The following is a 12,683-nucleotide window of genomic DNA, read 5'->3' as shown; positions in this document are numbered from 1 at the left end:
GCTCCGGGTCGTTCGCCGGGTCGCCGGCCGCGCCACGCGGGCCTCCGGACAATCGCAGCTCAGCGCGAACGGGACCGCACAATGGACGTGGTGACCACCGAGGAACCCAGCCGGCCCGCACCAGCCCCGCCGACCGGCCCGGCCACAGCCGACCGCGTCCGGCCCGGCTACGTCCGGCGGCTGCGCGACGCCGCCCGGGACGCGGCGCCCGCGCTGGCGTTGTACGCGGTGATCCGGCTGATCGGCGTGCTCGTCGTCTACCTGTGGGCCCGCAACATCGACGTCTCCCCGGTCGAGCGGCTCACCCGGGCCGACGGCAACTGGTACCTCGGGATCGTCCAGCACGGCTACGACGGGTACGAGAAGACCCAGAGCAACATGGCGTTCTTCCCGCTCTACCCGGGTCTGACCGCGGCCCTGGAGCGGCTCTCCCCGTTCAGCCCGCGCGAGTCGGCGCTGGTCGTGGCGTGGCTGGCCGCGCTGGCCGCCGCCTGGGGCCTGTACGCCATCGGCAAGCACCTGCACGACAGGCGTACCGGCATCCTGCTCGCCGCGCTCTGGGGCGCCGTGCCGCACGCCGTCGTGGAGTCGATGGGCTACAGCGAGAGCCTGTTCACCGCGCTGGCCGCGTGGACGCTGTACGCGTTGCTGCGCCGGCACTGGGTGACCGCCGGTGTGGTGTGCCTGTTCGCCGGCCTGACCCGGCCCACCGCCTCGTCGCTGATCCCGGTGGTGGGGCTGGCCGCGCTGCTGGCGGTCGTCAGGCGGCGCGACGGCTGGCGGCCCTGGGCGGCGCTGCTGCTCGCCCCGGCCGGGTGGCTGGGCTACCTGGCCTGGGTCGGCACCCGGACCGGTCGGCCGGACGGCTGGTTCCACATCCAGTCCGCCGGGTGGGGCACCACCTTCGACTTCGGCGTCTACACCGTCGACCGGGGCCAGCAGGCGCTGGTGCAGGTGGCCGCGTTGCCGCTGCTGGTGGTCACCGTGGTGGCGCTGCTGTCGATCATGTTCTTCGCGTTGAGCGCGATCGACCGGCAGCCGTGGCAGTTGCTGCTCTACAGCGGCCTGATGCTCGTCACCACGCTCGGCGCGGCCGGTTACTACCACTCCAAGGCGCGGTTCCTGCTGCCGGCGTTCCCGCTGCTGCTGCCGGCCGCCGTGGGCCTGGCCCGGGCCGGATGGGCCCGGGCCGGCACGGTGCTGGTCACGCTCGTGGCGCTCTCCGCCTACTTCGGCGGCTATCTGCTGCTGATCTGGACGAAGTCGCCGTGACCGGTCAGCGGGTGAACGGCCGGACGTCCCACACCCAGACGTCCTCGACCCGCTCCCCCGGGCCGTAGAGCGCGTCCAGCACGGTCTTCAGGTCGTCGTGGCGGCGGGCGCCGCGGTCGGGCAGCACCACGGCGTCGGCCTTCCAGTAGCGGACGTCGGCGCGCGCCTGGTCGACGTCGGCCTGGCCGACCGTGGTGTCCCGCTCGCCGAGCGAGACGGCGGTGAGCAGCTTCGCCGTGGGCTGCGGGTCGACGCCCCAGCGGCCGGTGTTGTCGGTGGCGGAGACCGGCGCGAGGAAGTAGCCCTCGGGGACGGCGAAGCCGGCCACCGCGGCAGAACTCCAGTACAGCGACGTCATGCCGTTCACCGGGACCGGGACGAGCGTGCGGCCGGGCGCCACGTGGTCGCGCCAGGTGCCGGCGGTGACGAAGTCCGGCACCGGGGTGCGGCCCTTCGCGTCCAGCGGCATCGGCAGGATCGGCAGCAGCGCGGCGGCCACCGCCACGGCCCCGACGCGGGCGGCCAGCCGGCCGGCCGGTTCGGTGCGGCGGGCGGCGAGCCGGTCCCCGGCGACCGCCAGCAGCACACCGAGCGCCACCGTGGTGATCAGCGCGAACCGGGACACCACCACGGAGTCGAACACGGGCAGGTTCTGCACCAGGGCGAACGGCGCGGGGACGTCGGTGCGACGGGTGCCGACGGTCCAGGTGGTGCCGATGGAGAACAGCGCCGACACCAGGCCGACGGCCCCGAGGACCCGGACCGTGGTCTCCCGGCGCAGCCACCAGAGCACCCCGGCCGCGAGCACCACCAGGGACCAGCCGTAGAAGCTGGCCTGCTCGGTGGTGTTCGGCGCCCAGCCGATCGCGCTGGTCGGGCCACCGGCGATCGACTTGGTGGCGAACTCGACGAACGAGCCGAGCTTGAGGGCGTAGATGTCCGGGGTGCCGGGGTGGCCGACCCGGTGCTGCGGGCCGGCGAACTGCATCCACAGCGGGTACGCCGCCGCCGCGGACACGAGCACGGCGGTGATCGCCAGACCGGACAGCAGCGGGCGCAGCCGGCGTACCGCGTCGCGGGGCCGGAAGACGAGGTAGGCCAGGACCAGCATCAGGCAGCCGAGCGCGGTCAGGAAGAGGATCTCCAGGCTGATGAAGAACTGGGCCACCACCAGCCCGCCCAGGATCAGGCCGTCGCGGATCACCCGCTCGCCGCGGGACAGCGCGATCACCCGCCAGACGATGAACGGCACCAGCCACTGCGCGGTGATGTGCGGGTGGCCGTTGCTGTGCGAGATCAGCGCCGGCGCGAAGGCGCAGAACAGTCCGCCGACGAACGCGGCCGCACGGGAGTCGACCACGTGCCGGGACAGCACGTGGTACCAGGCGTACCCGGTGCCGGCCAGGTTCAGCGTGATGAACAGCAGATAGGAGAAGGACGCGCCGAAGAGCAGCGTGACCGGGGTGAGCACCAGGCCGGGCAGCTGCATCCCGACGTTCGTCATCAGGTTCACGCCGGCCGGGGCGTTCTGGAGCGTGGTGAAGAACGGGTTCTCCAGGTTGGTGACCGCGTGCGCCGCGTACGCCAGCATCCACTCGTTGAAGCCCTGGTCGTTCGGGCGGCTGCCGAGCAGCCGGCCGTCGTAGTCGCGCCAGCCGCGGGCGGTGACCCAGAACGCTCCGGCGAGGTAGACCAGGGCCACCAGCGCGTCGACCCGCCGCCACCGGCCGCCGCGCCGCTTTTCGGCCGCGGTGTCCGGCTCCGGCTGCTCCGGCTGCTCCGGGGCCGCGGTCGTCGTCGGGCGCGGGGTGGACGACCCCGGATCGGACGAGTCGTCGGCCGCGGACCCGTCGCCGCCGGTGGGGGCGGGCTCACGGTCGCGGGTGTCGGGCGCAGGCGCGGTCATGGCGTAGGAGTCTACGAAAGCGGAGGCCGCGGTCGAGGACCGGCCGAGACGGCGTGTCCGGCCGGCCGGGACCGCCGGTGACGGGACCGCGGTGATCCGGGGCACGGCGCACCCGCCGGCCGCCGGGCGGCGGCAGGTCCGGCGCGCGAAACGGCGTTATTGTAGTGTCCGCACGCGCTCCGGCGGTCGTTACGCGGCCACCGGCACAGCAGGTACCGCGTCCGGCCGAGCCGTCCAGGCCGCGACACGGCATCTCCCCACCTCCCCAGGATCGGAATCGATGAACAACGGGCGAACTCTCTGGGACTCGTTGAAACTCCCCCGGCCGCGACGGTCCGGGTCCCGGCCGCACATGGTCTACCTCGCGATCGGCTTCCCACCGGCGGCCAAGAGCTGCGCCTACCGCATGCGGGAGACCGCGAACCAGTTCGCCGCCGCGGGCTGGGACGTGACCGCTGTCACCATCGCGGACGAGGCCTGGGAACGGGAGTACGGGCTCGACCACACCCTCTCCCAGGGTGTGGATCCCAGCGTGCGCGTGGTGAAGCTGCCGCTGTTCCGGGACGACCTCGAGACCGACATCCGCACGTTCACCGAGCAGCGTGCCCTGGCGCACAAGGACTACCTGGCCGACCTGCGCAAGCAGAACCTCAAGGTCTTTCCCGAGCCGGTCTTCGGCGGCTGGCGTCCGGCGCTGGAGAAGGCCCTGCTCCGGATCCACCGGGAGCGGCACGTCGACCTGCTGGTGACCACCTGCGCGCCGTACGTCAACCTGTCCGCGACCTGGAAGCTGTGGGAGACGCACCGGGTGCCGTACGTGGTGGACTTCCGCGACGGCTGGTCGGTCGACGTGATCAACAACGGTGAGGCGTTCACCCGGGAGTCGGTCTCCGGCCAGTGGGAGATCAAGCTGCTCACCAACGCCGTCGCCATCTGGAACGTCAACGAGCCGATCTCCCGCTGGTACCGCGAGCGCTATCCGGAACTGGCGCACAAGATGCGGGTCGTGCGCAACGGCTACGACGCGGCGAGCATCCCGGCCCAGGTCCGCCCCGCCCCGCCGGACCGGCCGCTGACCTTCGGCTACCTCGGCGCGCTGAACCTTCCCGTCCCGCTGCTGAGCGCCGTGCTCGAGGGCTGGCGCACGGCACGCGCCGAGGACCCGGCGCTGGCCGACGCCCGCTTCGAGGTGCGGGGCCACATCGGCGCCGCCTGGGCGCGCGGCGACAACGCGCACGCGGAGCTGCTCAGGGCCGCCGCCGTCGACGGCGTGCTGGTCGGCGGCTCGGTGCCCAAGGCCGAGGTGGTCGACCTCTACTCCCGCTGGGACGCGGTGGTGCTGATGGTGACCGGCGGCCGGTACATGACCTCCGGCAAGGTGTACGAGTACATGGCGACCGGCCTGCCGGTGGTCTCCGCCCACGAGGCCGACCACGACGCCTCCACGGTGCTGTCCACCTATCCACTCTGGACCGGCGCGGTCGGGCTGGACCCGGCCGAGCTGGCCGGCGCCTTCCGGCGGGCCGCCGCGATGGCCCGTACCGCCGACACGGCCGAGCGGGAGAAGGCCCGCGCCGAGGCGCGGCAGTACGCCCGCGAGGAGCAGCTCATCCCCGCCGTCCGGGAGGTGACCGAGCTGGTGCTGGGCACCGGCGGTCCGGCCGGCACCCCACAGCCCTCCCCCGCCGGCGCGCGCGTCCTGGCCCGAGAAGGTAGGTCATGATCGAGGTCCTGATGGTTATGGGCACCGTCCCCGGACGGGTGGCGGTCCTGACCGACGCGCTTCAGCAGTTCCGTGACAGGGGCGTCACCGTACGGGTGGCCACCACCTTCGACCCGGTGGAGAAGATCCCGGCGGCGACCGAGCTGGCCGAGGTGCACCTGCTGCCCACCGCCACCGAGCTGGGCCCCCGCTTCGGCCGGGCGGTCAAGCGGGCGGCCCCGGCCCGGCGCCCGTGGCTGCGCGCCCAGCGCGACCCGTGGGTACGCCGGCACGCCAAGCGGGCCGACGTCCTGGTCGCGCTCGACGCGCAGGCCCTGCACACCGTCTGGCAGCTCGCGCAGCGCTACCGGCGGGCCGACGCCGTCTACGGCATCGCCCCGGCGCTGCGGGCGGTGGAGAAGCGGTCCGCCGACCCGGCGCGCTACCGCCGACCCCGGCTGAACACCGTCGGCCCGGCCCCGACCGTGCTGGCGAGCGCCACCCGCAACCAGACCGTCGACCTGGCGAAGCGGGTGTTCGAGATGAGCACCGGCAAGCGGGCCATGAAGCTCAGCCCGGTGCGCTGGTTCTGGCAGGGCGCCGTCACGGCGCCCGGCCTGCCGGAGCGGCACCGCGGCAAGATCGCCCGGCGGGTCACCGGCAACATGCTCAAGACCGGGCACGGCGCCAGCGCGAAGCGGCTGGCGCTGGCGGCGCAGGGCCGGCTGAAGAGCCCGGCGACCAAGGGGCAGCTCCTCGGCCCGATCGTGGACGCGGAACTGAGCCAGGGCAAGGTGCCCGAGCACCTGATGACAGTGGTGCGAGGTCAGCTCAAGCTCGCCGACGGCTTCCTCAAGAAGCGCAACCCGGGCAAGGCCGCGCCGCACGTGCTGCGCGCGTTCAACCTGATGTTCCACCGGATCGTGCAGTTCGACGGCACCACCTCGCCGCTGGCCGAGGACCCAGAGAAGTTCCTCGCGCCGCTGCACAACAGCGAGGCCGGCCGGGCGATGGCGACGCCGCGAGGGCGGCAGAGCCCGGCGGCGTTCCCGCCCGCCGGCCGGCCGCACCGGATGCTCTTCTTCACCGGGCTGAACGACAACTTCCTCGGGCCGATCCTGGAGCGCTACGAGGCGATGCCCGGGGTGGAGGTCCGCCGGCTGAACCTGATGGAGGAGTCGATCCTCCCGGTGCTCAGCAACGGCCGCACCAACGTGACGCTCCACATGCTCGCCGGCGCCTCCAAGCGGGCCGGGGAGGTCCAGGAGGCGTGGGGCCCCCACCTGGAGTGGGCGGACACGGTCTTCGTGGACTGGTGCAACCTCGGCGCCGCGATGCTGACGATGATCGACCCGGGCACCACGCGGGTGATCGTCCGCCTGCACAGCTTCGAGGCGTTCAGCTGGTGGCCGCACCTGACCGACTGGTCGCGTGTGGACGACGTGGTCTTCGTCTCCGAGCACCTGCGCGACCTGGCGCTGGCCGCGGTGCCGCGGCTGCGCGCGCCGCAGGGCCCGCGAACCCACATGATCAGCAACGCGATGGACCTGCACCGGTACGTGGCGCCGAAGGTCTCCGCCGACAGCCGGTTCACGCTCGGGCTGGTCGGGTTGAGTTCCCTGGCGAAGGACCCGCGCTGGGCCCTGGCGGTGCTGCGGGAGCTGCGCCGGCACGACGAGCGGTACCGTCTCAAGCTGGTCGGCGACGACCTCAACCCGGAGCTCAGCCCGGCGATCACGGCCTACGTCCGGGAACTCGACGCCGAGCTGGCCGAGCTGGAGCCGTCCGGCGCGGTGGTGCGGACCGGCCGTACCGAGGACGTCCCCGGTGCGCTCACCGACGTCGGGGTCATCCTCAGCACCTCGCTGCGGGAGAGCTTCCACTGTGCGCTCGTCGAGGGCGCGGCCAGCGGCGCGGTGCCCGTGGTGCGCGACTGGCCGTTCTTCGCCGGCCGCCCGCACAGCGCCCGGAGCCTGTTCCCGAGCGACTGGGTGGTGGGTACGCCGCAGGAGGCCGCCGAGCGGATCCTGGCCCTCACCGCCACCGAGGAGACCTGGCGTGAGGCGGGCCGGGCCGCGGCGTCGCACGTGCTGAGCACCTGGGACTGGTCGGTGACGCAGAAGGACTTCGACCGGCTGCTGCTGGAGCCGCCGGCCACGTCCGGCTGACCGGCGTACACGTGATCGGCCGGCTCCCCGTCACGGGGAGCCGGCCGAATCGTTCTGTGCCGGGGGTCAGCGCGAGGTGGCCGCGTACTCCCGCTCGTCGCCGGGACGCCGGGACGCCGGAGGACGCGCCCCGCTCGCGGCGGGCGTGCCCAGCAGCGAGCCGTACACCTCGTCGAGGATCCGGGCCTGGGCCTCCCAGGTCCAGCCCTCCAGCAGGCCGGGCTTGTCGTAGGCGGCCCGGTAGCGCTCCGGGTCGGCGAGCACGGCCCGGACGGCCCGGACGTAGTCGGCCCGGTCCTCGGCGGTGAACACCTCACCCTGCCCGGTCGCCCGCGCGGTCTGCGCCATGGTCTTCACGTCGCTGACCACGATCGGCAGCCGAGCGTGCGAGTACTCCAGGAACTTCGTGATCAGCGCCAGCTCGTGGTTGGGCTTGTGGTGGATCGGGATGACCCCGGCGTCCGCGCCGGACAGGAACGGCACCACCTGCCAGTGCGCCACGTACGGCAGCAGGTGCACACGGTCCGCGACGCCGAGTTCGGCGGCCCGCTCCCGCAGCGCCTCGGAGAACTGGTTGTCGCCGTTCGGGTTCATGGTCACGAACGCGACGTGCACGTCGGGCAGCTCCGGCAGCGCCTCCACCATGATCTGGCAGCCCCGGCTCGGGTTCACCGCGCCGGAGTAGACGAGTACCGGCGTACGGCTGTCCACGCCGCACAGCGCCCGCAGGTCCGGCACGTCGCCGTCGGCCTCGGCAGGCGGCGCCATCGGCGCGTTGAGCACCACGGCCGGCCGGTCGGGCAGGTTGTGGGTCTCCTGGAGCAGGTCGGCGAGCGTGTCGGAGACGGTCACCACCGCGTCCGGATAGGCGGCGTACTCAGCCGTGTAGGCGATCTGGGCCGGCAGCCAGCGCGGGTTGTCGGCCCGGCCGGTGATGCCGCCGACGAACTCGTGGGCGTCCCAGACCAGCTTGGTCCGCCGGCCGGCGGCCCGGGCCCGCAGCGTCGCCCGCGCGCCGATGCCGAGCATCCGGAAGTCGTTGGCGTGGATGATGTCCGGCTTGAGTTCGTCGAGCGTCTTGCGGAAGGCCAGTTCGAAGTCCCACAGGCCCGGGTCCAGCCGGCGCCAGGCGCGGTCGCCCAGCAGCCCCTGCCAGAACCGCACGGGCAGGCGGCTGAACAGCGCCTCCGGATCGGTCTGCGCCTTGCGCAGCCGACGGGTCTCGCCGCTGCGGAAGCGCACCCAGCGGGCGAGCGCGGTGGCGGCGGCGCGGGTCGGCAGCTGGGCCGCCCGTCCCACGGCGGCCGGAAGCCCGCCGCCCAGCGCCTGGGCGCGGACGCGGCGCTCGTACAGATCGGCCTGCCATGCCTTGATCTCCTGGACCCGGTACGCGGCCTTGGTGGTGGACGCGTACGCCAGCGGCCGGCGCAGCGACCGGCTGTACTCCCGGGGCAGCCGGTGCAGCGGCTTGGGCACCCGCAGCAGCCGCACCTCGGCGCCGCCGATGCGCCAGGTGTCCACGTCGGAGCGGGCGTTGCGGATGCCGAGGAGGAAGACCTCCCAGCCGGCGTCGGCGGCCGAGCGCGCTGCCTTCTGTACCCGGGAGTCGCCGTGGACGCCGTTGTCGACCAGCATCACCACCCGGCCCCGGGTCGGTCGGGCATCGCTGTTAGCGCCAGCTTGCATCGGGTGCTTCTCCTCGTTGACGGTGCGGGCGTGGGTGGTGGTCGGGCGGGTCACCGGAGGAAGGCGTCGAAGACCTCGGCGGTGCGCCGCCCGTCGTGGTGGTCACGGACGTAACGGGTGCCCTCCGCGGCCAGGGCGACCGCGGCGGGCCGGTCGTCGAGCAGCGACTCGATGGTCTTGACGAGGGTGCCGGGGGTGGCGTTGGCGATCGGCGGCTGGATCCCGGCGGCCCGGTGCGGCCCCTCGCTGAGGTACGCCACCACGACCCGGCCGGCGGCCATCCCCTCGCAGGAGAAGGTGCCGTAGCTGCCCATCACCAGCTGGTCGACCACGATGTCGCACTCCTGCACCTGGCGCCGCATCTCGTGGTGCGGCAGCCCTTCCACCAGGCGCAGTTCGATGATCCGTCGATCGTGCAGCTCCTGCAACCGGGGCAGGAGCCGGTCGGTGCCCTTGGTCCACCGCTTCGACGGCGCGTGCAGCACCACCGGCCGGGCGCGTTCCAGCACCGGGCGGTCGCAGGCCCAGGCGTCCACGTCGACGATCAGCGGCGCCCACGTGGCGGACGGCACGTCGTCCAGCAGGTCGGGGGTGGTCACGAAGAACGGCAGGCCGCTCTCCTCGGCGGTGCGCCGGTTCCGCTCGGCGACTGTGGTGAGCTGCCCGATCAGGTCCTCCGGGGCGTCCCGGAACGCGGACTCGGCGTGCCGCTCCAGGTGCGCGCCCGGATGGCGGATCTCGCTGCCGTGCGCCAGCAGCGCGACCTTGAGCCGGGCCCGGCGCAACGCGGGCAGGTCCGCGGCGATGTCGTCGCCGTTGGCCCGGCCGAGCACCGGACGGAACGCGTCCACGATCAGGTGGGTGTACCAGCCGAGCACCCGCTCGGCCCGCGCGATCTGCACGTCGAGCCGGTGCTCGCCGGGGTAGTTCAGGTAGCGGTCGGCCGGGTAGCGGTAGGTGGCCGGTGGCTTGGCCATCACCAGTTCCACGCCGACGTCGGCGCGGGCGGTGGTGATCGCCACCGCCAGGGCGGAGAGCTGCCCGGCGTAGTTCGCCGTGCCCAGCCCCAGCCGGATCGGCCCGGCGCCGAGCGGACGCCACGGGCCGGGCGTGCCGGCCTCGATCGGCGCGACCGGCGGCTCCTGCGCGGGAGATGCCTCGTCGCCGCCGCGCTGCCGGGCCCGTTCCACCGCCTTGGTGAACGAGGGCAGCGAGCCGGGCGCGAAGAATTCGCCGCCGCCGTGCCGGGCCAGGTGCTCGCGCGTCACCCGGCTGTCGGCGGCGACCACCCGCAGCCCGGAGGCGAGGAAGGTGTCCAGCAGGTCGAGACCGGCGTCCGGATCGAATCCGAACACCGCCACGTCCGCCGGGGCGAGGAACGCGGCCGTCACCGTACGCGGGCGCGGCACCACGTGGACCCGGCGGCACGCCTTGCCGGCGCGGCGGGTCAGGTCCTGGGCCGACGCCCGCTCCGCCTCGTCGCAGACCAGCGCCAGGTGGAACTCGGGCAGCCGGACGAGCGCGCGCAGCACGCCGTCCAGCGCCCGGTCGCCGGTGATCCCGCCGGCGTGCACCAGCAGCGGCGTGCCGGCGGGGAGTTCACACAGTTCGCGTACCGAAGGGGTCTGCCAGGGCCGCGCGCCGGCGGCGGCCCGGCGGAGCGCGATGCGCCACCGCCGGGGAATCCGCCGCCGTACCGCGGAGACCGTCCGCCGCACCGGCGCCGGGCTCATCGCAGTGCCGGCTCCGCGTCGCTGCCGCTGGCCGCGACGGACACGACCTTGCCGTCGGCGGACGACTCCAGCAGGGCGGCCGCGACCTGCACGGTACGCAGACCCTGCCGCAGCGTGACGATGTCGCTCTGCTTGCCCTCGACCGCGTCCCGGAAGCGCTCGTGCTCGACCAGCAGCGGCTCCCGCTTCGGGATCGCGTAGCGGACCATGTCGCCCTCGGCCACGCCGCGGAACGCCCGCAGCGCCTCCCACTCGGTGTCGATGGCGGCGTTGGCGTAGAAGGTCAGGTCGGCGGTGAGCGTGTCGGCCACGAAGCAGCCCTTGTCACCGGTGACCACAGTCGACCGCTCCTTGAGCGGGCTGAGCCAGTTCACCAGGTGGTTGACCATCGTGCCGTCGGCGAGCTGGCCGACCACGGCGACCATGTCCTCGTGCAGCCGGCCGCTGCGCGAGACGGTGCGGGCGGCGACCGAGCTGTACTGCTGGCCGGTCACCCAGGCGGTCAGGTCGATGTCGTGGGTGGCCAGGTCCATCACCACGCCGACGTCGGCGATCCGGTGCGGGAACGGGCCCTGGCGCCGGGTCACGACCTGGAACACCTCGCCCAGCTCGCCCGCCTCCAGGCGGGTGCGCAGGCTCTGCAGCGCCGGGTTGTAGCGCTCGATGTGCCCGACGCCGGCGACCAGGCCGGCGTTCTCGAACGCCTCGACCAGCCGGGTGGCGGCGTCGACGGACTGGGCGAGCGGCTTCTCGATGAGCGCGCAGACGCCGTTGGCGGCCAGTTCCATGCCGATCGGCTCGTGCAGCGCCGTCGGGCAGGCCACCACCGCGTAGTCGACGCCGAGGGCGAGCAGGTCGCTCAGCTCGGGTACGACGGGCGCGCGCAGCGTGCCGGTCACGTCGCCGGCCGGGTCGACCACGCCGACCAGCTCGACGCCGTCCAGGTTGGACAGCACGCGGGCGTGGTTGCGGCCCATCGCGCCGAGGCCGATCAGGCCGGCCCGCAGCTTCCGTCCGCTCATCGGGCACCCCCGGCCAGGTTCGCGCCCTCGGCGATCCGCTCCAGGTCGGCGGGGCTCAGCGACGGGTGCACCGGCAGCGAGACCACCTCGGCGGCGGCCCGCTCGGTCTCCGGCAGGTCCCACGCGCCCGGCTTGCCGTCGGCGTTGAGGTACGGCTTGAGCCGGTGGATCGGGGTCGGGTAGTAGACCGCGTTGCCGATGCCCAGCTCGGTGAGGCGGGCCTGGGCGGCGTCCCGGTCGGCCCGCACCCGCACGGTGTACTGGTGGTAGACGTGCTTGGCGCCGTCGGCGACGGGCGGGGTGACCATGCCGGTGATCGCCGAGTCGAGGAACTTGGCGTTGGCGCGGCGCTGCTCGGTCCACTCGGCGAGCTGGGTGAGCTGCACCCGGCCGATGGCGGCGGCCACGTCGGTCATCCGCATGTTGGCGCCGACGATCTCGTTGGCGTACCGCTGCTCCATGCCCTGGTTGCGCAGCAGCCGCAGGGTCCGGGCGAGGTCCGCGTCGGCGGTGGTGATCATGCCGCCCTCAAGGGAGTGCATGTTCTTCGTCGGGTAGAAGCTGAAGCAGCCGGCGGTGCCGAACGCGCCGACCGGGGTGCCGTTCAGCTCGGCGCCGTGCGCCTGCGCGGCGTCCTCGACCACTGCGAGGCCGTGCTGCTGCGCGATCGCCATGATCCGGTCCATCGCGGCCGGGTGGCCGTAGAGGTGCACCGGCATGATCGCGACCGTCTTCGGCGTGATCGCCGCGGCGACCGCCTCCGGGTCGACGCAGAAGCTGCCCGGCTCGATGTCCACGAAGACCGGCTCGGCGCCGACCAGCCGGACCGCGTTGCCGCTGGCGGCGAAGGAGAAGGACGGGACGATGATCTCGTCACCCGGGCCGAAGCCGAGCGCCATCAGCGACAGCTGGAGCGCGGAGGTGCCGGAGTTGACGGCGACGCAGTGCCGGCCGCCGACCAGGTCGCCGAACTCCTCCTCGAACGCGGCGACCTCGGGGCCCTGCACGACCCGGCCGCTCCGCAGCACCCGGACGGCCGCCTCGATCTCGGCTTCGCCGATGATCGGCCGTGCGGGGGGAATGAACTCTGGATGCGGCCCGACCATGGGGCTTCCTCCTGTCGACGCGTGGTTCATGAGAGACATTTCGGGGGATGGTACCGGTCTGTCGGGAAAACCAGCGGGTTGCACTGAT

8 protein-coding genes are annotated in these 12,683 nt (G+C 73.4%); 3 read left to right on the top strand and 5 right to left on the bottom strand.

Annotation, left to right across the window (positions count from 1 at the left end; translation table 11 throughout):
• Positions 1–81 precede the first annotated feature (81 nt).
• Positions 82–1,272: a glycosyltransferase family protein gene (locus MICAU_RS10455; RefSeq protein ID WP_013285269.1), complete on the top strand. Its 1,191-nt coding sequence runs from the start codon at positions 82–84 to the stop codon at positions 1,270–1,272.
• A gap of 4 nt (positions 1,273–1,276) precedes the next feature.
• On the opposite strand, the gene MICAU_RS10450 is transcribed toward MICAU_RS10455, so the two are convergent.
• Positions 1,277–3,178, bottom strand: coding sequence for a DUF6311 domain-containing protein (locus tag MICAU_RS10450; RefSeq protein WP_151011441.1), 1,902 nt, complete (start codon positions 3,176–3,178; stop codon positions 1,277–1,279).
• Positions 3,179–3,458: 280 nt separating this feature from the next.
• On the opposite strand from MICAU_RS10450, the gene MICAU_RS10445 reads away from it, so the two are divergent.
• Together MICAU_RS10445 and MICAU_RS10440 are read left to right on the top strand one after the other, a co-directional pair.
• The gene (locus tag MICAU_RS10445; protein WP_013285267.1) at positions 3,459–4,901 is read left to right on the top strand and encodes a glycosyltransferase; all 1,443 of its coding nucleotides are present in this window, start codon (positions 3,459–3,461) and stop codon (positions 4,899–4,901) included.
• A complete protein-coding gene (locus tag MICAU_RS10440) occupies positions 4,898–7,048 on the top strand; it encodes a glycosyltransferase family protein (protein WP_041798948.1) in 2,151 nt (716 codons plus the stop codon). The genes MICAU_RS10445 and MICAU_RS10440 overlap by 4 nt, the downstream gene beginning before the upstream one ends.
• A gap of 66 nt (positions 7,049–7,114) precedes the next feature.
• Here MICAU_RS10440 and MICAU_RS10435 read toward each other — a convergent pair whose 3' ends face one another.
• From MICAU_RS10435 to MICAU_RS10420, 4 genes are read right to left on the bottom strand one after another with little or no spacing between them, the layout of a single operon-like run.
• Positions 7,115–8,734, bottom strand: coding sequence for a glycosyltransferase family 4 protein (locus MICAU_RS10435; RefSeq protein ID WP_174361781.1), 1,620 nt, complete (start codon positions 8,732–8,734; stop codon positions 7,115–7,117).
• 50 nt (positions 8,735–8,784) lie between these two features.
• Complete coding sequence (locus MICAU_RS10430) at positions 8,785–10,467, bottom strand: glycosyltransferase family protein (protein WP_013285264.1); 1,683 nt, start codon at positions 10,465–10,467, stop codon at positions 8,785–8,787.
• Entirely contained in the window at positions 10,464–11,489 is a 1,026-nt protein-coding gene (locus tag MICAU_RS10425) for a Gfo/Idh/MocA family protein (RefSeq protein WP_013285263.1), read from the bottom strand. Before MICAU_RS10425 ends, MICAU_RS10430 begins: the two co-directional genes overlap by 4 nt.
• Positions 11,486–12,595 (bottom strand): DegT/DnrJ/EryC1/StrS family aminotransferase, encoded by a 1,110-nt coding sequence (locus tag MICAU_RS10420; protein WP_013285262.1) that lies wholly within the window; start codon positions 12,593–12,595, stop codon positions 11,486–11,488. Before MICAU_RS10420 ends, MICAU_RS10425 begins: the two co-directional genes overlap by 4 nt.
• Positions 12,596–12,683: the final 88 nt, after the last annotated feature.

Source organism: Micromonospora aurantiaca ATCC 27029 (assembly GCF_000145235.1).
Lineage (GTDB): Bacteria > Actinomycetota > Actinomycetes > Mycobacteriales > Micromonosporaceae > Micromonospora > Micromonospora aurantiaca.
This window is presented reverse-complemented; position numbering and strand designations above follow the sequence as displayed.